22 protein-coding genes are annotated in these 26,295 nt (G+C 34.8%); 6 read left to right on the top strand and 16 right to left on the bottom strand.

What is annotated here, in order from left to right; translation table 11 throughout:
- Positions 1 to 26: 26 nt before the first annotated feature.
- The 8 genes from ERX46_RS09785 to ERX46_RS09750 form a co-directional block, all read right to left on the bottom strand.
- A complete protein-coding gene (locus ERX46_RS09785; protein ID WP_130093675.1) occupies positions 27 to 1,271 on the bottom strand; it encodes a cytochrome c oxidase subunit II in 1,245 nt (414 codons plus the stop codon).
- Positions 1,272 to 1,304: 33 nt separating this feature from the next.
- The gene (locus tag ERX46_RS09780; RefSeq protein ID WP_130093674.1) at positions 1,305 to 2,513 is read right to left on the bottom strand and encodes a quinol:cytochrome C oxidoreductase; all 1,209 of its coding nucleotides are present in this window, start codon (positions 2,511 to 2,513) and stop codon (positions 1,305 to 1,307) included.
- Between the two features lie 33 nt (positions 2,514 to 2,546).
- Positions 2,547 to 3,299 (bottom strand): c-type cytochrome, encoded by a 753-nt coding sequence (locus ERX46_RS09775; RefSeq protein WP_130093673.1) that lies wholly within the window; start codon positions 3,297 to 3,299, stop codon positions 2,547 to 2,549.
- 3 nt (positions 3,300 to 3,302) lie between these two features.
- Positions 3,303 to 3,842: a DUF3341 domain-containing protein gene (locus ERX46_RS09770; protein WP_130093672.1), complete on the bottom strand. Its 540-nt coding sequence runs from the start codon at positions 3,840 to 3,842 to the stop codon at positions 3,303 to 3,305.
- Positions 3,843 to 3,845: 3 nt separating this feature from the next.
- Positions 3,846 to 5,642, bottom strand: coding sequence for an NrfD/PsrC family molybdoenzyme membrane anchor subunit (gene nrfD / locus ERX46_RS09765; protein WP_165366207.1), 1,797 nt, complete (start codon positions 5,640 to 5,642; stop codon positions 3,846 to 3,848).
- Positions 5,643 to 5,672: 30 nt separating this feature from the next.
- Complete coding sequence (locus ERX46_RS09760; protein ID WP_165366204.1) at positions 5,673 to 9,065, bottom strand: TAT-variant-translocated molybdopterin oxidoreductase; 3,393 nt, start codon at positions 9,063 to 9,065, stop codon at positions 5,673 to 5,675.
- A 31-nt stretch (positions 9,066 to 9,096) separates the two neighbouring features.
- Positions 9,097 to 10,407, bottom strand: a complete 1,311-nt coding sequence (locus ERX46_RS09755) for a cytochrome c3 family protein (protein WP_130093669.1) — start codon at positions 10,405 to 10,407, stop codon at positions 9,097 to 9,099.
- A 442-nt stretch (positions 10,408 to 10,849) separates the two neighbouring features.
- Positions 10,850 to 11,302 (bottom strand): 6-pyruvoyl trahydropterin synthase family protein, encoded by a 453-nt coding sequence (locus ERX46_RS09750; protein WP_130093668.1) that lies wholly within the window; start codon positions 11,300 to 11,302, stop codon positions 10,850 to 10,852.
- A gap of 328 nt (positions 11,303 to 11,630) precedes the next feature.
- Between ERX46_RS09750 and ERX46_RS09745 the strand changes: the two genes are divergently transcribed.
- The gene (locus tag ERX46_RS09745) at positions 11,631 to 12,923 is read left to right on the top strand and encodes an alginate export family protein (RefSeq protein WP_130093667.1); all 1,293 of its coding nucleotides are present in this window, start codon (positions 11,631 to 11,633) and stop codon (positions 12,921 to 12,923) included.
- 353 nt (positions 12,924 to 13,276) lie between these two features.
- Here the strand turns inward: ERX46_RS09745 and ERX46_RS09740 are convergent, their stop codons facing one another.
- The 7 genes from ERX46_RS09740 to ric form a co-directional block, all read right to left on the bottom strand.
- Positions 13,277 to 13,981 carry a Crp/Fnr family transcriptional regulator gene (locus ERX46_RS09740; protein WP_130093666.1) on the bottom strand — a complete coding sequence of 235 codons (705 nt, stop codon included), beginning with the start codon at positions 13,979 to 13,981 and terminating at the stop codon, positions 13,277 to 13,279.
- A gap of 139 nt (positions 13,982 to 14,120) precedes the next feature.
- Positions 14,121 to 15,806 carry an FAD-dependent oxidoreductase gene (locus ERX46_RS09735; protein WP_130093665.1) on the bottom strand — a complete coding sequence of 562 codons (1,686 nt, stop codon included), beginning with the start codon at positions 15,804 to 15,806 and terminating at the stop codon, positions 14,121 to 14,123.
- 232 nt (positions 15,807 to 16,038) lie between these two features.
- The gene (locus ERX46_RS09730) at positions 16,039 to 16,365 is read right to left on the bottom strand and encodes a metal-sulfur cluster assembly factor (protein ID WP_207214150.1); all 327 of its coding nucleotides are present in this window, start codon (positions 16,363 to 16,365) and stop codon (positions 16,039 to 16,041) included.
- Positions 16,362 to 17,630, bottom strand: a complete 1,269-nt coding sequence (locus ERX46_RS09725; RefSeq protein ID WP_130093664.1) for a hypothetical protein — start codon at positions 17,628 to 17,630, stop codon at positions 16,362 to 16,364. The genes ERX46_RS09730 and ERX46_RS09725 overlap by 4 nt, the downstream gene beginning before the upstream one ends.
- Positions 17,623 to 18,450 (bottom strand): DUF1858 domain-containing protein, encoded by an 828-nt coding sequence (locus tag ERX46_RS09720; RefSeq protein ID WP_130093663.1) that lies wholly within the window; start codon positions 18,448 to 18,450, stop codon positions 17,623 to 17,625. The genes ERX46_RS09725 and ERX46_RS09720 overlap by 8 nt, the downstream gene beginning before the upstream one ends.
- Positions 18,451 to 18,476: 26 nt before the next feature.
- Positions 18,477 to 19,052: a DUF1858 domain-containing protein gene (locus ERX46_RS09715; RefSeq protein WP_130093662.1), complete on the bottom strand. Its 576-nt coding sequence runs from the start codon at positions 19,050 to 19,052 to the stop codon at positions 18,477 to 18,479.
- A gap of 21 nt (positions 19,053 to 19,073) precedes the next feature.
- The gene (gene ric, locus ERX46_RS09710) at positions 19,074 to 20,018 is read right to left on the bottom strand and encodes an iron-sulfur cluster repair di-iron protein (RefSeq protein ID WP_130093661.1); all 945 of its coding nucleotides are present in this window, start codon (positions 20,016 to 20,018) and stop codon (positions 19,074 to 19,076) included.
- A 404-nt stretch (positions 20,019 to 20,422) separates the two neighbouring features.
- Here ric and ERX46_RS09705 point away from each other — a divergent pair, with 404 nt between their 5' ends.
- The 5 genes from ERX46_RS09705 (at position 20,423) to ERX46_RS09685 (ending at position 24,267) form a co-directional block, all read left to right on the top strand.
- Positions 20,423 to 20,893, top strand: a complete 471-nt coding sequence (locus ERX46_RS09705) for a GNAT family N-acetyltransferase (protein ID WP_130093660.1) — start codon at positions 20,423 to 20,425, stop codon at positions 20,891 to 20,893.
- Between the two features lie 147 nt (positions 20,894 to 21,040).
- The gene (locus ERX46_RS09700) at positions 21,041 to 22,492 is read left to right on the top strand and encodes a sodium:solute symporter family protein (RefSeq protein ID WP_130093659.1); all 1,452 of its coding nucleotides are present in this window, start codon (positions 21,041 to 21,043) and stop codon (positions 22,490 to 22,492) included.
- Positions 22,493 to 22,595: 103 nt separating this feature from the next.
- The gene (locus ERX46_RS09695) at positions 22,596 to 22,802 is read left to right on the top strand and encodes a hypothetical protein (RefSeq protein ID WP_130093658.1); all 207 of its coding nucleotides are present in this window, start codon (positions 22,596 to 22,598) and stop codon (positions 22,800 to 22,802) included.
- Positions 22,803 to 22,814: 12 nt separating this feature from the next.
- Positions 22,815 to 23,879 carry a hypothetical protein gene (locus tag ERX46_RS09690; protein WP_130093657.1) on the top strand — a complete coding sequence of 355 codons (1,065 nt, stop codon included), beginning with the start codon at positions 22,815 to 22,817 and terminating at the stop codon, positions 23,877 to 23,879.
- Positions 23,880 to 23,916: 37 nt separating this feature from the next.
- Positions 23,917 to 24,267, top strand: a complete 351-nt coding sequence (locus ERX46_RS09685; RefSeq protein ID WP_130093656.1) for a DoxX family protein — start codon at positions 23,917 to 23,919, stop codon at positions 24,265 to 24,267.
- A 10-nt stretch (positions 24,268 to 24,277) separates the two neighbouring features.
- On the opposite strand, the gene ERX46_RS09680 is transcribed toward ERX46_RS09685, so the two are convergent.
- A complete protein-coding gene (locus ERX46_RS09680) occupies positions 24,278 to 26,125 on the bottom strand; it encodes a chloride channel protein (RefSeq protein ID WP_242494560.1) in 1,848 nt (615 codons plus the stop codon).
- Between the last annotated feature and the right edge of the window lie 170 nt (positions 26,126 to 26,295).

Here is a 26,295-nt window from a genome sequence, read left to right as displayed (position 1 = left end):
TAAAATATTTAAATATTGATAAATGATTAATTTTCGTTAACTCTACTTGCTATAGACTCATAGTACTCTAGCAATTTTGCTTCGTTACCATCAATCCAAGGAGTCCCGTCATAAGTAGCTTTAGTTTTCTGCCATTCAAGGAATTCTTTAGGTTCTAATACCTTCACTGACATTTTCATTCTGTAGTGAGAACCTCCACAAATCTTGTTACACAATAAAGCGTATTCATATTCTGGATTATTCATCTTTCTTTTCATCTCATCTGTTGAAAAGATAGGTTGAAATTTAAAGTAAGTTAACATTCCAGGCACAGTATTCATTTGCATTCTGAATTGAGGGAAATAAGCACTGTGAATAACGTCTTTAGAACGGAAAGACAAGTTATAGTTTTGACCTTTCAATAAAACCAAACTGTCTTCAACAATAACATCATCATTTGCAAGATTGTCTAGTGAATCTGCATACGTAATTGACATTGCTTCAAGCAAACGAGACATGCGTTCTTTACGTCCTAACTCTACCTCTAAGTCTTTGCGTTCTTTTGAAGAAAGTATTATTGAACGATCATTCAGCTTATCCTCTATTCTTTTAATCCCATTTTGACCAGGCTCTCCAACTTTCATTAAAGATAATGAACGCTCGATATTGGCTTTGGTCATCACTGCATAAGGATTCTCAGCAGTTGTTAATTTGTAATCAAACTTACCCAACTCATTATTCATTCCAGAATAACGCGCTGTCCATGCAAATTGATAAGCAAAAATCTCAATATTTTCATATTCTGCACCTGCTTTTGCAGTAGTATCATTCCAAGTTCTTAGTCCAAGAATAATGATCACTGAAAGTACAGCAGCAGGAATAACAGTCCAAACCATCTCTAGTTTGTTGTTGTGCGCATAGTAATATGCTTTAACACCCGGCTTTCTTGCATATTTCCATGAGAAAACAAAAAGAAGCGTATTTGTAAGAAAAAATACTGCTGTAATTATTATCCAGTTTAGATCAAATAAGAAGTCAATTTCTTGACCATGAGCAGATGCAGCAGGTCCTAAACCAACATAACCATATTGTAACATCAAGTAAATGAAACCAGCATAAAGCGCAATCATAAAGATCAGCATCATGTTAGCGTTAAACTTGTTTTCATTTTCAGGAATATCTTCCTCCTTTCGTTTGGTGTGTTTAGCCGTTAGCTCACTTACACGTACTAATTGCGCTATCGCAAGTACGCCAAAAATGATCACCAATATTATAATTAACTTACTACCCATCTCTCTAAAATTAACTTATTCTAAATTTAAAAATTATATCTCGTGATGTAAAGATTCATCCAAGAATGGATGATTTTTACTAACCAGAGGAGACTGCGATAATTTAACCAAAATCACTCTAACAAATAGACCACAGAACAATACTGCCATTCCGATTTCCATAAAACCGATACTTGCAGTTGGTCCCATAGATCCACCCATAACCATGATCCAAACATCTAACCAGTGTCCAGCCAAAATAACTAATCCTACAAAAGTAAGTATACCAGCGTGTCTTTTAGCATCTCTTGACATCAAAATTAACATAGGAAATGCAAAGTTAACGATAAACATTCCAAAATAAAGCAATTTGTAATGTTCTATACGCATTAAATAGTAAGTTGTCTCCTCAGGGATATTTGCATACCATATCAACATGTATTGAGAGAACCAAAGATAAGCCCACAAGAAAGATGTTGCGAACACCCATTTTCCAATATCGTGGATGTGACTTTCATTTACTTTTGGAAGGTATCCTAATTTCTTTAGATACAATAAAAGAATAATGATAACCACCATTGCACTAGTCCAAGAACCAGCGAATACATACCAACCGAATAATGTAGAGAACCAGTGAATATCAATTGACATCAACCAATCCCAAGAACTTGTTGAACTAAATACAGCGAAAAATACTAGGAAAAGAGCTCCACGACGATAATTTTTAAAGTGAATTGCTTCAGCTTCAGCAGGATTATTGTCTTGTAAAATAGAACGCTTCATAAATCCTTTCCACATGATATAATAAATCCCTAAATAAGCCAATGTTCTGATCCAGAAGAATGGTTTATTTAAATAAGCACCTTTACCCGCAGACAATGCATCATAATGAGATCCACCTTCTTGCATTATTTCAGGATCCATCCACATGTAAATGTGAGATCCATTCGTGAATGTTAAAGAAAGGAAAGTTATGATTAACAAACCCATACCCATTGGCAGGAATCCTGTAACTGCTTCAATTACACGTTTGATATATACATACCAACCCGATTCTGTTGCGTATTGCAATGCTAAGAAAAACATCGCTGTAATAGCAATAGAGAAAAAGAAGAAGCTATTCGATAATAGGTTTCCTATGAATTTCTGACCAAGATGACCGTCACCTGCCGCCGCAATTATTCCGATACCTGTAAATACGATTCCAACAACCATCAAGACTGTGGTCCATATTTTAGCTTTATTTGAAACTTGATAATCCATTTTATCTATTAATTTTCTTAATTATAAAAACTTCTATTGTTCAGCTGCTTCAACGTTAGTCGAATCAGACACCACTCCTTCAGTTGCAGAACCTACACCATAATCTTCTGATTGAAGTTTATTGATGTAATGAACAACAGTCCAAATTTCTTTATTCTTCAATAATGGTGCGTGAGCTCCCATCATTCCTTTACCATAGTAAATAGAATAAAACATTTGACCATCAGCCAATTCTGTAAGGTTAGCGAAATCTGGAACTCCTAAATAAGCTCCACTTTCAACCATTGGTCCTTTTCCATTCCCTTTTTCACCATGACAGTGAGCACAGTTAATTCCGAAAAGTTTCTTTCCTTGATTAAATATAGCTTTCTGATTTTCTTCAGTTAATTCAATTGGGTTTTTATCCTCAGCTGACTTAAAATAATCTCCAGCAGGCTCCTCACTAATATTCCAACCGTGCTTAGCTTGTAAACCATGCGTTATTGGAGCAAAGCTCGTTACTTGACGGTGATATGGTAAATAGAACTCTAAATCTTCTACCTTCCCCATATAAGGAATAGTATTTACAGGTGGGTGCTTTGCCGACTGCGTCATCATTGCATCAACATTCGGTGTTTCTTTAACCCAACCATAATCCACATAAGTTTCAATCGCTGGCGAGCGATACATATCTGGCATAAATTCTAATCCTGGAGAGTCTGGATCTGAAACACAAGATGCAAGCGTTCCGATTCCAAAGGTTAGCACCAAAGCTTTTGTTGATATTGCCTTAAATTTCTTCTTCATGACTTATTTAATGTGTTTTAGATCTAATTCTACAATTCCTGTTTCCATAAGCATTTCTTCAAGTTCCTTTTCAGAAAACTTACTGTTTTCGCTTAATCTTAATTCCATTACAAAACGATCATCTGTTGTGCGTGGATCAGGGTTTTGAGCTGGCATTCCAGGAATCGTTTTATTTACTAAGAAATAAGTGATTACCATGGCGTGAGCGGCAAACAATACAGTCAACTCAAATATAATTGGAACAAAAGCTAACATATTCTCCAAGAACGAGAAGTTAGGCTTCCCACCTATATTCATTGGCCAATCTGTGATCATAATGTATCTCATTCCTATCAAAGCAAGTGCAAGACCAGTTAATCCATAAATAAAAGCCATGATACCAAGTCTAGTTTCTTTCAAACCAATGATTGGATCTAATCCGTGTATTGGAAATGGTGAAAAAACCTCTGATACTTTAACTCCTTTTGCAACTAACTTTTTTGCACCATCTTTCAGCACATCATCATCGTTATACATTGCATAAAAAACTACGTTCGATCCCATGTCTTAATTATTATCGTTTTTTAATTTTTCTTCTGCTTCTAATTTCCATGCTAATAAATTAGCTTGACTTCCCGCATTACCTAAGTAAGCAGTTAATAAACCAAGATCAGCTGTTGGATTGATATTCGCAATTTGTGAGAAAGTGAGAATTCCAATTTTATTCAATTTATCTTCTAATGCAGCATCTAATCCTGTCAATTCTTTCAAATCATCTTTCTTAGTTGCATCAGTCGAACCTAAACTAGTAACAATTTTCGCTAATGCTGGATCGATTACTGGGTCAGTGATTGGATCAACTGCCTTTTGAACTGGAGCCGTTTTGGTTTCTTCCTGAACTGAAGAAACTATAGTTTCATTAGTTATAGACGGCTTCACTTTTACATCTGCCAAGTGTTGTTCCTCAATTGAGAAGGCAGGAGTTTTAGCAGTTCCATCTTTATAAGATTGACCTGAAGATTTCAAGATTGTTTTCACCTCATTCAATGCTAAAACTGGGAAGTATCTTGTAAACAATAAGAAGAACACAAAGAATAAACCAATTGTTCCAACGAAAATTCCGATATCAATGTGTGTTGGGTAGAACATACTCCAAGAAGATGGAAGATAATCTCTGTGTAGAGAGGTTGTAATAATTACAAAACGCTCAAACCACATTCCAATATTAACAACAATTGCAATAACAAATGTAAATGATAAACTTGTTCTCAATTTCTTAAACCACATCAATTGAGGAGAAAGAACATTACAGGTCATCATAGTTGCATAAGCCCACCAGTATGGTCCCGTAGCACGGTTAAAAAAGGCATACGATTCATATTCTACACCAGAATACCATGAAATAAATAACTCAGTTATATAAGCTGTACCAACGATAGAACCCGTTGCCATAATTACAATGTTCATGTATTCTATATGCTTTGTATGTATATAAGCTTCAAGATTATAAGCCTTTCTCATTACAAGCATCAGTGTTTGTACCATCGCAAATCCTGAGAATACCGCTCCAGCCACAAAGTATGGTGGAAAAATAGTGGTATGCCAACCAGGAATTACTGAAGTAGCAAAGTCAAAAGATACAATAGAGTGAACAGAGAATACAAGAGGAGTTGCTAAACCAGCAAGTACTAATGAAACCGTTTCAAAACGACTCCATTGTTTAGCACGACCAGACCAACCAAAAGAGAGCATTGAATATATCTTTTTAGCGACTGGTTTTTTAGCACGGTCTCTAATAGTAGAGAAATCTGGAATTAATCCAATATACCAGAATACTAAAGAAACTGATAGATAAGTAGAAATTGCGAAAACGTCCCAAAGTAAAGGAGAGTTAAAGTTAGGCCAAAGAGAACCAAATTGGTTTGGTAATGGCATTACCCAGTAAGCAACCCAAATACGTCCCATATGAATTAGAGGAAATATCCCTGCCATAAATACCGCGAAAATTGTCATCGCCTCAGCAGAACGGTTAATCGCCATCCTCCATTTTTGACGGAACAATAAAAGTACTGCAGAAATAAGCGTTCCTGCGTGACCAATACCAACCCACCAAACGAAGTTAGTAATATCCCAAGCCCAGTTAATGGTCTTATTCAATCCCCAAGTTCCAATACCCGTACCCAAAAGATACAAGATACATCCAATTCCATACACACCAATAATTGCTGCGATAGCGAAAAGAATGTACCAAGTTTTTGGTGCCTTACCTTCTATTGGTTTACAAACATCCTCAGTTACTTGATGATAAGTCTTGTGACCTAAAACTAAGGGTTCTCTAATTGTTGCTTCCTTATGCATTACAATATATTTATTGTTTTAATACTTCTAATTCAATTAATGACTTTTCTCTTCTTTTTCAGCATGATCACCAGCATGTTCTTTTGCTAATTGGATGCCTGCAAGAATATCATTTTCCTCGTTACGTACTTTAACTTTATACCACATGTTTGGCTTAACACCTATTTCTTCAAGTGCTTGGTAAGAACGTTTGTTATCTGCTGATTTTCTAACTTTAGAATTCACATCATTCCAGTCACCTACGATTATTGCGTTTGTTGGACAAGCGTCACCACATGCTGTAGTAATATCTCCATCTGCAACAGGTCGAGAATCTTTCTTAGCATTCAACTTACCCTCTTGGATACGTTGTACACAGAATGAACATTTCTCCATAACTCCACGTGTTCTAACAGTAACATCAGGATTCAATACCATACGTCCTAATTCATCTTGCGCTGGGTTCACTTCACCGAATTTCTTGTAAGAAGGATAATTAAACCAGTTGAAACGTCTAACTTTATAAGGACAGTTGTTAGCACAATAACGTGTACCAATACAACGGTTATACACCATTTGGTTTAGCCCTTCGTTTGAGTGTGTCGTTGCCGAAACAGGACAAACCGTTTCACAAGGTGCGTGATTACAGTGGTGACACATCATTGGTTGGTGAACCACTTTTGGATTCTCCGCAGCAATCTCTAATTCTTTGTAAGTGAAATCATCTTTATCCTTACGTTGACCAACTGTTGCTTCATCATTTGAAGCGTAGTAACGGTCGATACGTATCCAATGCATTTCACGCCCTCTTCTTACTTCGTCTTTACCAACAACTGGAACGTTGTTTTCAGCTTGACAAGCTACAAGACAAGACCCACAACCGATACATGCACTCAAGTCAATTGTCATTCCCCAACGGTGACCAACATTTTCTACAGGATGTTCATCCCACAAGTTAAACTCTGACAAAGGAGCCTCAACGTGTTTACCATGCTCATCCATTTTTTGTAATGTCCAAGCTGGGTTGTATGCGTCTTTAGAGTGACTTGAATAAGTATCTAAAGTTGTTTCTCTAATAATAGAATTTCTCGCCATCACTGTTCTGTGAATTTGAGTTGTTGCTATTGGATAATTTGTATTTTTATTTTCGATTGTTGCTGCAGCAGTGTACTCCATAGTACCGCTAGCAGTTTGAATCATTCTAAATGCGTTCTTACCAATTGGTTTTGGATTACCATTTTCATCAGTAACCAGTCCACCATATTCTTTCGTTTGGAAAGCAGCTTTACCAATATTAGCATTTCCTTCTCCACGACCGTATCCAAGTGCGATACCAACCGTTCCAGGTGCTTGTCCTGGTGAAGGATAAACTGGTAATTCATAAGTTACATCACCCACAGTAATTGAAGCAAGTGTACATCCGTGCTCTTGGTCAATATGTTCGTTGTACCCCTGATCTTTCATGATCGTTGGGTTCATTGTGATGTAGTTATCCCAAGTTACTTTAGTAATTGGATCTGGTGTTTCTTGCAACCAAGGGTTAGCTGCTTGATCTCCGCGACCAATAGCTGCTTTTTGATATAAAACAACCTCCAATTCACCCGCTTCAGGTAATTGTTTAGCTACTTTAGAAAGAGCTCCATCATTAAAGCTTGGCGATGATGGTGAAGCCATTGTTTTAGAGAATACTGAATTGTGAATAGTTGTATTCCAGAAAGTATCAAAGTTTGATGCATCTGCAAATCCTGTATTCGTCCAGTTTTCTTTAATATAATTGAAGTATACTTTACTGTCTTTTCCGTCACGTTCAGCTTTTCCAGACCAAACCAAGAAAGATTCTAATGCTGAAACCGTATCGTATAAAGGACGAATAGTTGGTTGAGCTAAAGAATATTCATTTGCTTTTGGTGAAAAATCATTCCATGATTCTAATGCGTGGTGATCTGGTACAACAAACTTACATTTAGTAGCCGTTTCATCCATTACACCTGATAAAGAAACTGTCAATGTAGTATTTCCAAGTGCATCAGCTAAAGCTACTCCGTTTGGAGCTGAATAAACTGGGTTTACACCATAAAAGAATACTGCATCTGGTCCTTTACCTGCAAGAACATCAGCAACAAGTTTCATCATTTTATCATCTTCAGATGCAAACATCTGAACTGGATTATTCAAGTTGATTGTAGAGTTATAAGCTCCAATTAAATGGTTTGCTTTATTAACCAATACTTGAATTGCAACGTTATTTGATGCAGAAACAACTAATCCGTTTCCTTTCATCAAGTCTTTTGCCATTCTTTTAACGTTATCAGCACCTATTCTTTCTGGAATAGAAGCAGAAACTCCGCTAATTGATCCACCTAAATCTTTAACTAATGCAGCCAATAATCCAGCTTCCTCAGAAGGCTTGATCATCATTCTAACATCAGCATTAGAACCAGTGATTGACATATTAGATTCAATCTGGTAATGCTTGTTCATCCAATCACCGTCAGGATTACGTCTTTTAGCATACTGACCAGTATACTGCGTTGACATCAACCAAGTGCTTAAAAAGTCGGCACCGAAACTTACAATTGTTTTTGCTTTAGAGAAATCGTAATCTGGAATTACAGATTTTCCGAAAGAAAGTTCATTTGCTTTTCTGATACCAGCGTAAGAAACAGAATCATACTGAATGTGCTCAAATTGAGCTCCAGTTGCAGAACCTGAAGTAACCGCCGCAGCAACTGCTAATTCTTCTTTATTAAATACACCTTTTACTTTATCAACTACTTTACCAATAACACCATTTTCATCTTCAGTAACAACTGATGTTGATTTTGGAGCCACACGACCTGTAACAGATCTTTCAAGTTCCTCAACAGCTTTGTAACTAGAAGGAGATGCAAGTGTATTTGACACAAGAACAACTTTACCGCCCTTGCTTTTAATTTTATTTAGTTCAGCAATAATTTCACTATCAGCATCAGCTGTAGAAACTCCTTGCCCATCTTTAAATGCGTATTGTAATCTTGCTTCATTATACAAAGAAAGAACAGAAGCAATGATTTGTGGAGTTACGTTACCGTTTGTAAAACCAAAATCTTTGTTTCCTTTAATATAAATAGGTCGCCCTTCTCTCGTTTTAACAAGAATGTTAGCGTAAGAATTCCCATCATAATAAGTAGACGCGTACCAAGTTGCAACACCTGGAGTAACATCAACTGGTTTGTTAACGTAAGGAATAGCTTTTGTTACAGGCGCCTCACATGCTGCAATTGTAGCAGCTGCAACACTAAACCCTAAGAATTTCAAGAAATCCCTTCTAGGAGTTGATGACTCACTTAACTTTTCATCCGCTAAAAACTCATCAATACTTATATCTTGACTAAACTCTTGGTCTCTGTTCTCGATAAATTCAGGAGTTTGATTCAACTCTTCAAGACCTTTCCAATATTTTTTGCTCATTGCCATATCTTATTTAGCTATCAACTTTTAATTAGTAGTGACACTTAGCACATTCCCATCCGCCAAGTTCATTAACTGTTACTTTGCCATCCTCAAGGTATTCCTCGTATAATGACTCGTCATTTTCAAGTAGACGCTTATGTATTTCATCATAATACCCACCTTTTCCTTCTAAGGTACCAGTAGATACTTCTTTAACATTGTGACATTCGATACACCAACCCATTGTTAATGTTGGACGCGTTAATTGAATGTTACCTTCTACCATATTCAATTCTTCAACAGGAACTACACGAGGTAACTCATTTTGTTTGGTCATATCACCGTGACATTGTTTACAATCAATCCCACCGATTTCAACGTGTTGAGAGTGGTTGAAATAAACGTGATCTGGTAAATTGTGAACTTTATTCCAAATAATAGGTTCTGTTTCACCGCTGTATTTCCCTCCACCTTCTGGTGAGAATCCTGCAGATGCGTAAATGTTCTTAATTTTTTCTACTTGATCACCTGCACCCTGAATCTGCTTGTGACAGTTCATACAAACATTTGTTGTTGGGATACCAGCAGATTTAGACTTATCAGCAGAGTTGTGACAATACTTACAGTCAATTCCATTTATTCCAGCATGAATATCATGAGGGAATGCAATTGGTTGACTTGGTTGGTATGATGAAACTACACCAATTTGGTAAAGTCCTAAGAATAACCAAACAACTCCTGCCATAACTAGAACAAGCACTCCAATACCTACGTATTTTCTATTTTTGAATACCCAAACTTTCGAACCAACTTTAACTTGTTTGTCAGCATCTTCGTCTAATTCTTGTAGTTGACGTTTAACGCCACCGACAGAGAATATAATAACTAAGAATACAGCACCTAATATGTACCATATCCAACCGAAATCATTTTCTTCAGTCGCAATGTTAGAAGCTACTCCACCTCCAGCTGCACCAGCAGCATCAGCTACAGCACCTCCTTTAGGTTGTTCATCAACATAATCGAAAACTGCTTCTATTTGCTCATCGGTCAAATCAGCAAACAATGTCATTGCAGAAGGTGCCCAATCCGAAACTTCTTTCGCATATGGATCAGTCGCTGCAGCAACTTGCCAATTTTTCACCCATTGGTGAAGTGAACCTTCCATGGCTCCACCTTCTTCCCATTTTTGACGAACTTCAAACAATTTAGGCCCTGTCATGTCCTTATGTGGAGCGTGACAAGTGGCACATTTTGAATTAAATATTGACTCACCCTCTTGTGCGTTTGACACAAAATTAGTCAACATGAATAGCGTTAAAACCAACGCAAACAATCCTTTATTTCCCTTATTAAACATCTGATTCTTAGATATTTTGATTTATAATTTCACAAATATGTGTGATAATTCGCAATACTTATTGGAAGCAAAATTAGCAGAATATCCATATTCAATGACAGTTTCATGACATTAATACCCGTTTTAAAATTAATTTAGAATCATTCTAAATACCTCGAATGAGCTACTACAAATCCCATTTGTTAAGCAAAAGACAATAAATAAACCCTTAGGTTATTCATTATCAAATTACAAAAGTTTGTTAAAATACTGAGTAACGCGGGTTTTTGGGCAATAAATAAGAAAAGGGCCTTTCTGAAATTGTTTAATAAAGTCAGAGATTCAAGAATGTGAATATCTTTTTATCAGGATTTATTATTAAAATCAAGGGCTTTAAAAAAAATAGAAATTTGTTATTAACAATTTAGGAAATTAAAATGAGTTCATATATTGAAACAAATGCTTAAAAATCTTGATCTCTAATATCCCATTCTGCAAACGAACCTTCGGTTTCATATAACTTGATATTGGCTAGTGTTAAATTATTAGGCAACACATTTAATATTTCGTTTTTGAAATGGAGTAATAGGTTTTCGCAAGTAGGTTGAACAGGAAACAATATAGTGCGTTGACCAGAATCAGCAAGGTGTTTTTTACTTTCGTCTTTTTCGCTTAACACCAAAGTGTGATCATAAGGTTCTACTATTTTTTCGTTGACAATTTTCTTTAGAACAGAAAAATCACAAACCATTCCATCTTTTGGAGAACCTGGAGTATTATTTACCAACCCTAAAACTGTTACGTAAAGTTTATAGGAGTGTCCATGGATGTATTGACAATTGCCATCATAGTTATATAAAGCATGTGCCATTTCAAAAGTGAATCTTTTGGTAACTCTGAGGATGTTTCTATTCATACGTCAATATTTAGTATAAAAACAAAGGTGAATGAAATATTGGAGAGTTAAAGTTAAATCGAGATAAAAAAGTGGGGTTACTGATTTAAGTCAGGAAAAACAGAGGGAGCGCAGCAGTGCAATAATAGAGTGAGCGTGTAGTGTGAGAGCGGAGGCGCAGCATTGTAACTGGAGCTATACGATTGAGAAGGTGAGAGCAGAAAGAAGGGGTATAAAAGACTAAATAATCCTTTAATTATCCATTTAATGCCATAAGACATGATAAAAATTGATAAATGTCATTTCTATTTTATCTTAGAACCAACACTTTTACAACAAAATAGTAATTATGAAACATATCGAAAGAGCAGTATTGATTAGCGTACTTATATTGAGTTCCTTTTATGGCTACTCACAATTAGACATCACGGGACAGTATAAGGCACGAGCAGAATATACAAATGGATTTCAACAACCATTGATGTCCAATCAAGATCCAGGATTTTTTATAAGTCAAAGAGCTAGGCTCGGAGTTATTTATAAACATGAGAAATTTCAATTTGATTTTACAGCTCAAGATATTCGTACTTGGGGAGAGACCTCCCATTTAGCAATTGATAATAACGGTTTACTATCTGTTTATGAAGCGAATGTTTCTTTATTCTTAAATAAAAAATGGACGTTAAAAGTGGGAAGACAACCTATTTCTTATGACAATCAGAGAATCTTTGGAGCATTGGACTGGGCGATGCAAGGACGTAGACATGATGGTGCAATATTGCAATTCAAAGACAGTACTTGGAGTTTAGATATTGGCGCAACTTATAATCAGGAAAGTGCTTCAAATATTCAAATACCTTATGGAATCAACGATTACAAGACATTCCAATATCTATGGGCGAATAAATCGTGGAAAAATTTCAATGCAAGTGTACTTTTCTTAAATAATGGAATGCAGCAATTTTATATTGAAGACAGTGTTCAGAAAAACAGAACTAACTTTTCTCAAACAATGGGAACTCATTTAGAATATAAAAGAAACAAATTTGAGATTATGGCTTATGGTTATTATCAAATGGGATTTGCAAAAAACAATCAAACATTAAGTGCTTACAACGTAAGCTTGGAGGGGACATTTAAACCTAATAAAAGCTGGGGAATTACATTAGGAGGTGAAATACTTTCTGGAACTTCTGATGAAGCAACTATAAATGACAGAAATGAATCTTTTACTCCTTTATATGGAACGAATCATGCTTTCAACGGATTTATGGATTATTTCTATGTGGGTAATCATGGGAATAATGTTGGATTGATGGATGGGTATTTAAAGGCTAAATACAGTAAGGGAAAATATACGTTTGGTTTGGCTAATCATGTTTTTTATACTGCTGCTGATGTAAAGTTGCCGACAATTCCATTTGGAGGAACGTTTGTTGCGATGGATCCTTATTTGGGTTATGAGGTTGATTTTACTGTTAAATATCAGTTTGCTGATGAAGTAACTATTCAGGCTGGATATTCTCATTTGTTTGGAACTAGAACAATGAGAGAATTGAAAGGGGTTGATAATGATAATACGAGCGGTTGGGCTTATGTTATGCTGACTGTGAAGCCATTTAAGAATTTTAAGTTAAAGTAGAGGGGAGAGAGAAAGAGAAGAATTACGCAAAGATTCGCGAAGGGGCAGAGGTTCGCAGAGAGCTCCTGTGGTAATAGTTTTTACACAGAGATAGAGGAGGGTTTTCACACTTGTGCAGAGCTTGTCGAAGTAGAGGGTCACAGAGAAAGAAAAGTGGTTGGGTGAAAAAAAAGAATTATTCGTAGAGTTTCATAGAGTAGCAAAGTTCTGCAAAGGAGAATAAGAGATTTAGATTCAATAATCAAATCTTAGTATCCACGATTTGCAATGGAAGTACAGACGATTCCTCTTTACTGCAGAGACGATTTGCGAATCGTCCGTACATTCCCCAAATCAAATAACTATAAAGATAATTAATCAAACAAAGTTGTTCCAGACATTAATTTATTAAAATCGGGAATTTGAATTTCTTTTTTGTTTAGTATAAGATAGCCTTCTTTTTCCATTTTAGCCAATGTGCGAATTGCAGTTTCTTGCGTTGTAGCGGCAAGATTTGCTATTTCTAATCTAGAGAGTTTTACATCAATTGTTACTTTATCTGCTTTAAATCCGTAGGTATTTATCAATAAAACCAATGCTTCGGCGATTCTTTCTTGGACGCTTTTCTGAGATAATCCTACTATGCTTTCTTCAGCGGTTTTTAAATCGTCTCCTAATAAATTGATAATGTTTTTAGAGAAAGCGCGGTTATTGTCTACCATATCTAAAAAGGACTGTTTTAGGATTAAACAAATATGCACTTCTTCAATTGCAACAGCATTCACTTGATACGCTTCTTGATTTAAAAGTGAACGGTAACCAATAATATCGCCTGGTTTGTAGAAACGTAAGATTTGTTCTTTGCCGTCTTTGCCAATTTTAGTCAGTTTCACCTTTCCTTTATAGAGACAATATAAACCAACAGGATGTGTTCCTTGAGAAAATATTTGATCTCCTTTTTCGATGCTCAAATGTTTTTTATCTAGGCCGATGTCTTTTTTCACATCTTTAGAAAATGCACAGAGAAAACCTTCTGTTAACTCACAGTTTTCACAACTCGGAAATGTTACATTTTTCATAGACAAAATCTTTATTCAAATTATGAACGAAGTTATGTAAATGATAGTTAATGAACACAATGTGAGATATGAGTTAAATCAGTTTTTGAAGAAAATTAAAAGTCCACAGATAAAGATTATTACCTGTGGACTAGAGACTTTAGTTGTAGGTAAATGCTTTTTCTGATTCACCAACAGTTAACCCATAAGTATTCTTCCAGAAACGGTAACCCCCGCTCAAGTTTCTAACTTCAAAACCGTGTTGCACTAAAATACGTGATGCAAGATAACCTCTTAAACCTACTTCGCAGAAAACATAAATCGTTTTGTCTTTTGGGATTTCCGTTAAGTGATTTCTCAATTCATCTAATTCAATATTTCTGGCATTTGGAATTGTACCCGCTTCAAATTCTTCTGGAGTTCGAACGTCTATTAAAAACTCTTTTTTACTAATTTCAATTGCATCTTCAGGATTATAAATTTGCATCACTTTATCCATGATATTATTGGCTACGAATCCAGCCATATTTACAGGATCTTTTGCAGATGAAAATGGCGGAGCATAAGCTTGTTCAAATTCCATTAAATCATCAATCGTTTGTTTATTTTGAACGTAAGTTGAGAAAACATCAACACGCTTGTCTACTCCTTCTTCACCGATAATTTGCGCTCCTAATAAAACACCTGATTCTGGATCAAAAGCGATTTTAATTACCATTGGTGTTGAACCTGGATAATAACCCGCATTGGAAGAACTGTGTGTAATTGAAGTGATGTGTTTTATATTGTGGTTCTTCAATAAACGGCTATTTGAACCTGTTGCAGCGATTGTTTTTCCGAATACTTTTACAATTGTAGTTGAAACAGAACCATTGAATTTCTTTGTATTTCCGTTGACAATATTGTTGGCGCAAATTCGACCTTGTTTGTTTGCTGGCCCTGCTAAATAAATTGGATAAGATGCATTACAAATAGGGTGATGAAATTCAATAACATCACCAACAGCATAAATATCTGAATTGGAAGTTTGCATGTATTCATCAACCAAAACCCCTCCTTTTTGCCCTATTTCTAATCCAGCGGCTTTTGCTAAGAAATTATTTGGTAAAACACCAATAGAAAGAATCACCATATCTGTTTGAAATTCATCTCCGTTTTCAAGTTTTATGGTTTTCGAACCATCTGCATTATCACGAATTTCGGATAATCCATTGTTCACATCTACGACAACACCGTTTGCTTCAATTTCGGATTTAGCCAATAGCGCCATATCTTCATCAAGGAAAGCTAAAAGTTGCGGAGCACGTTCAATCACTCGGGTTTTAATTCCTAAATGCGTTAAATTCTCCATCATTTCAATTCCAATAAATCCTCCACCCACAACGGTAGCGTGTTTTACTTTTTGATTTTGGATTACTGCTTTTACTAAATCTGTGTCATGTACATCTCTAATCGTAAAAACGTTCGCAGAATGAATTCCCGGAATTGGTGGTTTAATTGGAACAGCACCTGTTGAAAGCACTAATTTATCATACGATTCAGTGTATGTTTTCTGAGTATATAAATCCAATAAAGTCACTTTCTTTTCAGAAGGATGAATTTCAATGGCTTCTGTTCTCACTTTCACATCTATGTTGAATCTTCTTTTAAAAGAAGCAGCATCTTGAATGAATAATTTATTTCGGTCTTTGATGACATCTCCAATATAATATGGCAACCCACAATTCGCATAAGAAACATATTCACCTTTTTCAATCATAATGATTTCAGCTGTTTCGTCTAATCTTCTAATTCTAGCAGCAGTGCTTGCTCCGCCTGCTACGGCACCAATAATTATATATTTCATTCTGTTTTTTATTTTATAAAATGCATTAATCTCTAATGAATTATCATACTCGGCAAAGAAAAGGGTTCATAGGTGCAAAAAATATGATGGAAATCATTTTTAGGCGTGATGAAAGTGAGTTTTTGGTGAGTGTTACAAAAGTTACAACGCAGCAGTACAACTGCAGCGGAGAAAGAGTGAGGAGAATTCAGCAGCGCTACTACAGCGGAGAAAAATAGAGTGATGAAGAGAATTAAAAACCGTTCAAAGCTGCATGCCCTTCATCTGTCACCATGTCCATGCTCCATGATGGTTCCCAAACCAATTCAACATTGACGGTTAATCCAGGATATAAACGCATTAACGTTTGTTCAACATCTTGAATAATTGCATCACCCATCGGACAACCTTTTGAAGTCAAAGTCAATTCAATTTTTACTGATAATGGATCTTTTGTTAGGATAACTCCATACACCAAACCTAAATCGACAATGTTTACATATAATTCTGGATCTATAACTTCTTTTAGACTTTGGAAAATTCCCATTTCAGAGATGTTTTCTATGTTTTGACTTGTCATAATGTTTGCTTTTGATGAAATACAATTTGCATTACATTGATTAAGAATAAAACGGCTCCAATCATCAATAGTCCTATTCCGATATAGAATAAACTAATAAGATTGAGTAATAAACTGGCGAAAAACAGAATAAATCCGCTTACGTGGGAATAAAATTGATACTTCAAAATTGTGTAATTATATAAATCTTTGGGCAAAAGTGTTTTCTCTTTTCCAACGAATGGTTTGTAGATTTTCAGCCAAACTATGAATGGCAATGTTTTATAGAATTGTCCTAAAATCAGAGTGGCAATAAATCCAATAATTAGAACAATTACATAGAAAGCGCTAAGGTTAAAATCTGTGTGAAATCCAGCGATAAAGAAAATTGAACCGATAATCACAACGATTAAAGATGGAAAAGCAATCATGGTTTTTTTGAGTCCAAAATCCAATTTCCTACGCAATCGCATTTTATATACAACATGTATGAAATTCAAATAATAAATGAATCCGAGAACTCCTAAACCATAGCTGATATACATTAATGTTGGGATGCTAATTACTTTACTTATTCCACCTAAAATCAAACTTGAAAGGAGTAAAACATAAGCAAAATAAAGTGGTCTGCTTTCCAAGTTATGCACCAATAAAAACATCGGAATGAGTACACTTGAAACGCCAATAATTAAAAATACGAACCAGCCAATTATTCCAAAATGAGCATGAACTTTTAGCAATTCTAAATGTGCAAATGGAAGAAAAGGTATTAAGAAATTAATGGCCAAAAGTAATCCTGCTATTGCGGTTAAAGCCAGCCAAACTACACTTGTTTTAATGAAGAGTTTTGCGACTTTATTTTCTTTAGATTTCCCGATTGTTTTCCAGACATTGAAAATGAATAATATCACCGCAATGTTGAGTAAACTCCCGAAAACTGTGAGCCCAATTCCGTTGCTATCAAAATAGAATGAAAAACAGAGTCCGATTGTTCCAAAGAGCAGCAGATAGAAAATAGATTTGGTTAGCTTTTCTGAATAGATGTTTTGTAGAAAAATAACGGGTAAAAGTTGAAAAAGTGCACCAAAAATCACAGAAGTTACAAATCCTAGCACCAAAATGTGTGTAATGGTGAGCATTACTTCATTGAAGTAAACAGATGTTAAGACCGAATCTGGATTGAATGATATAAAAACGATTCCTATCAACCAACTTACGGCGGATAAAACAAAAAATGGAATTACAGAATTTGCAGAAGGGGCTCTATTTGTTCCTTGGTTAAACATGTTTTTTGGTAATAAACATCATCACATTTCCTTCTGAGATTGGACAAATAAAGGTGTTCAAATTTTTAGCCACTAACTCTGGCAATAAATGCTGCGGAATTTTCTTGTGAAATATTTTCAAACCTGTGCTTTCATCAAGAATTTCAATTGCTTCAAGAATTTTCACCAAAGGTTCAGGCATTTCTAAATTTCGAACATCTAAGTTTATTATTTCGCCAGGATAAGTATTGACTAAGTTATTGTAATCCGATTCACTAATAGTTTTAATGCCGTCATTAGAAATTGGAGCTTCTTCTTTAATTAATTCTCCTGCTTTAAAATAAGTATGAAAAACTCCTTCTTCAACAACAGTTAGAGTTAAATATCCTTTTTTCTCTTGAATTCTAATTAATGGAATAGGCTCAAAATCGATTAAAACCTCCAAAACCTCACCAATTCGAAGCTTTTTTAATGATTTTTGTAAGATATTGAACGGATCTTCGCCTTTTGCTAAAAATGGACGCACATCAAGTAAAGTGATTTTTTGACCTTCAAGAAATTCATTTTTGTAATTATCTTCTGCGAGATCACTTTTTACTTTCTGGTCAACCGTCTCACTCTCCAATTCAAATCCGATAGCAACCAAAGCATCGAGCATTACTTGTGCATCACATTTTCCTATTTTCGCTGCTTCAGCAATGCTTACACGAGGTGCCAAAAGCCGACGTAAAATCGGATTTCTTAGCTTGGTAAAATGAGAATTCAAAGAGGCAATTACTTCAATCGCATCCATATTTTCTTTAATCACTTTGGATACTTTTGTATTTCCGTTGATTTTCATGGTTTTTGATTTTGTACCAAAATATTTTATTTGAAATTCACTGATTTAATAAAAAAGCGTTCATTAATTTTATGAAACTTGGTAATGTCCGCTTTAAAATAGATATGATAATTTCCTTCAATAAATACTGTCAATGCTTTATAGCCAGTTTTCTGAAATAGTTTGGTTAGAAATACTGGATTTAAGTCCAACTGAGCCTCCAACACTTCATTTGATCGAAGGTTTTTTAATGCCTTTTCTATCACATCAAACAAAGTTTCTTTACTCTGAGCTAGAATAGGAATTAGATCTAATGGTTTTACCATTTTGTCTTCTATAAATTCTAATCTTGAATTAAAAAGAATGAGTTGTTTTGGATCCTCATAGATTTCCTTTTTACCCTCAATTTCAAAACCAATTTTATTTAGTTGATCCAGTAAAAATTGTGTTTCACATTGTACTTCTGTCGCTAATTTCTCCAAAGTATAACGCGGAACCATAAGTCTGCGTAAAATTGGATTTCTTAACTTCGTAAAATGAGAATTCAAAGAGGCAATCACTTCAATCGCCTCCTTGTTTTCTTTAATCACCTTGGATACTTTAGTATTTCCGTTGATTTTCATAAGTTACTCTTTAATATCAGTTTAAGCCATCACTTCTTTCTCCAATTCAATCGCTTTTTTAAACAATATATTATTTTCTAAATGAATGTGTTGGTGTAAATCTTTTTCAAATTCTGCGAGCTTAGCATACAATACACGATACGTATTACATGCACTTGCAGGAGGTGTATAATTATCACTTAAGCCGTTCACTTTTTCCAAATCATCTCCAGCAGCTAAATGTTCAGCTTCCATCATATTGATAGGATTTACGATAGTTCCGAATTCTGGTTTTGGGACTTTCGTTCCTGCTTTTTTTGCAGCCACCATTTCTTTAATATAAGGGAATAGAACATTCTCCTCTTTCGGCATGTGACTTGTTAATTCATCTGCGACATTCTTAAAGTAATGAGCGATATCAATCGTTTCAGGATGCGCTTCTCCATGAACACGTGCTACTTTCGCACTGTATTCTAACAACATTGGAAGAGAATCAGTTACATATTTATGGTGATTATTAACGATGAAGTCACAAAGGAAATCCAATTCCCAATCATTGAAATTTTCATTTCTAGATCCTTTATCATTATTTAATGCATCAAGATCTCTTTGCACTTCTTTGTGGTCAATTCCTTTTTTCTCACATGCTCTTTGAACAGAAATCTTACCTCCACAACAAAAGTCTAGACCGTATTTTCTAAATACTTCCGCTTTACGGAAATCTTCGGCTACCATCTCACCCATCGTAGCGATTTTTTCTTCTTTCGTTACTTTAGTGATCTTTACTTCCCAAAATTCAGGGCCTTCAAGAATATATTCCCAAGTAAAGACTTCTCCTAACTCAGCCAACATTTGATAATACAATGGCTTTGGATCGTGATCATTGTGAATAATAAAGTGCTCCTTATTCGCTAATTCTGCAAATTTGTCAAATATAGCTGGGTGCTTAAATCTTGGTTCTATTTTCGTTACATCTAATGTTTCCATAACTGTTTGTTTTACTATTTAGAACAAATCTACGGAAGGAATTTAAATAAAGGATGTTTTTGTCTTTATATATTGTATGACTTTTGTCAGTTTCGTGAAAGAATTACGCAGAGATGCGCTGAGGGGCAAAGGTTCGCAGAGAAAAAAGAGGAATTGAAGTACGTGGGGTTGGGTAGAGAAGTGAAGGTTTACAATGGAAAAATTACGCAATCCCCACAACTGTATGGGATATACTGAGGAGCGGAGCGCTGCATTGAGCTTGTCGAATATAATACGCAGAAAAAGATATAATCTTACCTTAAAATAGTTGACATTTTGATCAATAATCTAAAGAATTTTAGTTTTCCATAATTTCTAATTAGAATAATTGATTAGTTTTAATATCTGAAAAATCTATACGAGATATGCAGGAGATAAAACTTAGACCAGCTACCATGGACGACCTTAGTGCATTGGAGGAATTTGAGCAAGGTGTAATTCAATATGAACGTCCTTTTGCCCCGCAATTGAAACCAGACCCTATTCATTATTATGCTATTGAAGACCTCATCAAAAACGAGAATTCTTGCTTTGTTGTTGCGGAAGTGGACAATAAATTAGTCGCTTCTGGCTATGCATCGATTGAAGAATCTGAACCAACAAAAAAGGAGCGTTTCCATGCCTATTTAGGTTTTATGTATGTGGTTCCTGAATTTAGAGGTAAAGGTGTGAATGGTAAAATCGTTGAATATTTAATTGACTGGTCTAAAAAACACAACTTGATAGAGATCGTTTTGGAACTTTACGCTGAAAATCAAAGTGCATTACAAGCGTATAAAAAGATTGGTTTTCACCCAGATTTGATCAAAATGAGGTTGAATACGGAGGAATTATGAATTAAAAGTGAAAAATGAAGAATTAAAAGTGGTAAGTGAAAAGTGGTGAATAAAAAGTGAAGAATTAAAAAAGTTGAATGTTGAAATAAAATAACAAATCCCTATTTCCTTGGTTGGTTTAGAATACTGTTTAAAAGAAAGTCCTCAATGTCAAGAACCCAGATCACCGTATTATTTCTAGTTATCTATGTTTTGGCAATGATTATTGTTGGAATCTGGAACAGAAAAAGTGAAAACAGTGAAGATTACTTTCTAGCTTCAAGAAAACTTCCTGCTTGGTTATTGGCAATTACATTTATTGCTTCTTGGTGGGGAGGAGGTTCAGCGATTGATGTTGTGGATCATGCGCATCAAAATGGTTTGAGTTCTTTTTGGATTTATGGAGTTCCAGTTTTGGTTGCCACAGCTTTGATGTTACTTTTCGCAAAAGGAATCCGGAATGTCGGAACGATTTCGCAACCACAATTAATGAATCAACGCTACAACAGTAAAGTAGCTTTAATGCTGACCATTTTCATTGTGATTTTTATGGTGCTCGCTGCCACTGTCCAGGTAATTGTAATGGGAAGATTTTTTAATGCATTTTTTGACATGAGTTACGAAAACGGCGCCATTTTAGGAACTGCAATTGTGTTGACTTATTCCTTATTCGGAGGATTTAAAGGAGTCGTAATTACTGATTTATTACAATTCGTATTCTTTCTATTTACAGGTATATTCTTGTTTTATTTGGCTTACACAAAAGCCGGAGGAATGGAAGCTGTGAAATCAGTTGCTGAAATAAATGGAAAAGATGGCTACACCTCTTTTTTCAATAATGTGGGAGATAATTTAGCTTACGTCATCACTTTTGGAACTTCTTGGATGATTCAAGCCAATGTTTGGCAAAGAATTTCAGCAGCGAAGAAGGCTACAGATGCTCGGAAAATGATGTTGTTTAGCTTTATCGCCTTCATCCCACTCTATCTAATGGTGACTTACACTGGAATGTTTTCTTCCGTATTTTACGAAACTGTTCCTGAAGGAGGAATCGTTCCGAATATGATCAGCGAAGTTTCAAGTCCAGTTTTGAGCGCTATTTTATTTGTAGGATTAAGCGCTGCGATAATGTCAACAATGGATTCATTAATCAACACGGGAGCACTTTCTTTGACAGTTGATATTTACCAGAAATACATCAACCCAAAGGTAAGTCCGAAGAAAAGTGTTGTAATTGCAAGACTTTCGACGTTTTTAATGGCATTATTGGCTTTACTCATCGCCTTGCGTATTCAATCTGTGCTTAAGATTTCTTGGATAGGTTCAGATTTCCTTACCACAGGAGCATTCATTCCTTTGGTATTAGGATTTCTATGGGCGCGAGGAACAAGCAAAGCTGCGGTAATCTCTATGTTGTTCGGAATCGGTTTTTCCACTTATAATTTGATTGTTGCATTAGGAGTGGATTTGCCAATTGCTTGGGAAGTGGCTTCGGCCAAACAAGCCATAATTGGAATTTCAATATCATTGATTTTATATGTTGTAATTAGCTTTTTCACCAAAGATGATAGGGATAAAAGCAATCGATTCATTGAAAAGGCGAATATTTTGGAACGGTAGTGGAATGAAAAAATCAACTTCAATAATCCTAAAATAAGTCAACAAATCTATTATTAATTCAAAAAAAACAATAATATTGTAAAAATATCATTACCTTTTAGATATGAAAACGGAAAAGAATACTTTATTAGATAATATAATTTCTATCTCCATAGGAGCTATAGCTGTTCTTTCTATAAAATCAATTTTTGATAACGACAATAGTAAAATTGTCTCTGAAAAAGGTAGAAGGCTTCTCTCTGATGATATTAGAATGAAAGAGATTAACAAGAAAATATTAGAATCTGGAAGTAATGAGGTTTTCGTTTAACCCCTAACTTTTATGAATTTTTCTCTTGGTTTTGTAGTTGTAATAATCTTAATTTTATTTCCAGGTCTTATTTTTAGGAGATTTTATTACTATGGTGAATTCTCAAAACAATTTAATTCAGGTCTTAATTTAGTACGTTTGATTGCATCAGCAATTATACCAGGAATTATAGTTTTAAGTTCCTTTTATTGGTTCTACGATACTTTTTTCAGTAAGATTGATATTGATGGAATAATCAATAAATTAAAGGATATAAATAATCCTGAACATCGACAAAACAAAAATAGCGGCGTTTCTATAAACAACTTAATAAAGCAGGAGGTTTTCCCATTTATTGGGTTCTTGTATCTAAGTAGTTTATTTCTTGGAACTCTAACGGGAAGGCTTGTAAGAATAACAAGAATAGATATAAAGTTTAAAATTCTCCGTTTTAAAAATCATTGGTTTTATTTATTTAATGGGCATCACGCCAAATTTAAAAAAATGAAACATCTTGAAAGAAAGAACAAAAAACATCTATTTACTAAAGCAGATATTCTTATAGATTCAAATAGTAAAACTTTATTGTACTCAGGCATTATTGTGGATTACGAATTAAATGAAAACGATTGTACAGTTTTAAATAAGGTTATTTTACAAAATGCAGATCGATACTCAATAAGAGATAATACCAAAATCGCTGTCTCAATTCCCGGAACCATACTAGTGGTAGATTGTAGTTCAATTAAAAACATAAACCTTACCTACATCTATGAAAATGAGAAAACCAAAAACATATTAAAATCTAAAATTCCAAACATAGTAGATGTCATTTTTGGTTTGATTATAATCCTATTAATTCCTGTATTTATTTTTAAAGCTGACTCTATTGCTTTGGACTTATACACTAAATATTTTCACATCCCTTGGTATGCTAAATTGATATCATACTTTTTAGTAGTCCAAGTCATTAGTGTATTTAATCCGTTTATTAAAAAGAAAGGCGAGTATGAATTAATCTATAAAAACTGGAAATTATTTATAGCTAAACTATTCTGGATTGCATTATTATATTTTTTATTGAAAATAATTATATGATTTATTATTCAAATAATAAAACCTCAAAACTCAAACAATGCAAGATATCGGACTTTATATAATGGCAGGAATCTACATAATCGCAGGATTACTGCATTTTATTGCTCCAAAACCATACATCAAAATAGTGCCGAGGTCTATTCCTTACCCAAAAATGATGGTTTACATTTCTGGTTTTTTTGAACTGCTTTTTGGAATTGCATTGTTGTTTGAATCCACAAGATCTTATGCAGCAATTGGACTTATTCTTTTATTAATAGCCGTTTTTCCTGCGAATATTTATATGTCCAAACGCATGTATCAAAAGCAAAGCAAGAACGCTTGGATTTCGTATGTTCGACTTCCTCTTCAGTTTGTATTGATTTATTGGGCGTATATTTATGTTTAGAAATTTACGATTATGAAAGTTCTTTCAATAACTGACGGTATTTTTTCAAGACTTTAAAACGACTTACAAATCCTAAGTATTTGTGATTCGCATCAACCAAAGGTAAATACCAAGTGTCAGATTCTTCAAATTTCCGAACTACGCTTTCAATTTTTTCATCGATGTAAACAAGATTACTTGGATTTATTGCGATCTCGGAGGCCAAAAGATCTTCATAGCCTTCTCCTTTCAAGTGAACCTTACTCATGTGTTCTTTATTGATCATTCCCCAAAAACGGCCTTTATCATCAACAACTGCCAGAATAGCTTTATTGGTATTGTTAAACAAATCATTAATGGTCTTCAAATTCGCTTTACTGTCGACTCTAATTCCTTCTTCATCCAAACATTCTGTGATGCTAATTTGCGTCAATATATTTTGATCATGTCGGGTGGTAAAGATCTTTCCTTCCTCTGCTAATTTAGTCAATTCCGGATTTATCGGAGAAAAGTATTTGTTGATTAAAAATGCAATTACAGCAACAATCATTAGTGGAATAAATAAGTCATATCCTGAACTTGATTCCGCAATTAGAAAGATTGCTGTTAACGGCGCATACAAAACGCCCGAAAGAACGCCGGCCATTCCAACCAACATGAGATTAGTGATTGGAACATTTTCAAAACCAATTAAAATAAGGATGAATCCAAAAATATATCCCAAAAGTCCACCTGCGATTAATGAAGGTGCAAAGTTTCCTCCTACACCACCAGAATTTAACGTAATACTTGTTGCTACTGCTTTTAAGAGCAATGTTAGAATCAACATTACTACAATTGTTGTATTGGGAAAATTGAAAAAGTTAATTACTTCATCATAAACTAAGTATTCAATTTTACCTTGATGCAGCATTTTAATATTCACATAACCTTCACCGAAAAGAGCCGGAAATGCGACACAAAGTATAGAAAGTAATGTACCTCCAATCAATGCTTTTTTGATACTTCCATGAGGAAAACGGTCAAAAAAATGTTTTACCTTTTCATTGATTACGATAAAATACCGTGCATAAAATCCAGCTATAATTCCTAATCCCAAATAATAAACAGTGTTCATATAATCAAATGGATCTCGGGCAGATAAACTAAAAAGAATGTCATCATTCAATACAATTTTCGCCAATAAACTTCCGCAGATTGAAGCAATTACCAAGGGAATAAAATCTGAAAATACAATTCCTGTTAGCAAGAGTTCAAATGCAAACATGATTCCTGCAATGGGTGCATTAAAAGCAGCAGCAATTCCAGCAGCGGCTCCTCCAGCCAGTAATAAAGTTTTTTCTTTGTATCCTAAACGATAACGTTGTGCGAAGTTGGAACCAATCGCAGCACCTGTGATTGCCATTGGGGTTTCCAGTCCTGCTGAACCACCAAACCCAACAGTGATAGCACTTTGAATCATTTGAGAATGTGTTTCTCTTTTATCCACAACACTATCATTTTGCGCTATGTCGTTTAATACTTGAGAAAGCTTTACCTCTTTTTTACTTTTGTATAAATAGCGAGCGACTAATGTTGTCAGAAGAATTCCAATCAATGGAAAGACAGCATGAGCAACAATTTTTTGAGTAATTGGAAGATTGTTACTTAAGAAAAACTGAATATAATGGACGATTGTTTTTAGGGTAATTCCCGCTAGTCCACCCAAAGCTCCCACGATAATTCCAGAAAGCACCAAAAATTGAAAACGAGACAATTGTCGTTTCGACCAAATGATCAAAATCTCAGCGAGATTGTACTTTTTGAGGGTATATGTTTTTAGTGTTCGACTAAAGTATTTGAAATTCTTATAAAATTGCTTGAGCTTATCTTTTATCATCCCTTCGTTATTCCCTAAATGTATACCGATTATGATTCAAAAACCCGAAGTAAATTACGAGAGAAGTTAAAATCCGTTTGTTGACGAACTTCATAAATCAAAATGGTATTATCCTAAATCCTTTATCAATGCGGTGTCACAAAAATAAAGAGTTTAGAGTCCACAAATAT

It is taken from the genome of Brumimicrobium glaciale, from assembly GCF_004152935.1.
In the GTDB taxonomy this organism is placed as follows: domain Bacteria; phylum Bacteroidota; class Bacteroidia; order Flavobacteriales_D; family Crocinitomicaceae; genus Brumimicrobium; species Brumimicrobium glaciale.
The sequence above is the reverse complement of the archived record's forward strand: the minus strand, read 5'-3'. Positions and strand labels throughout refer to the sequence as shown.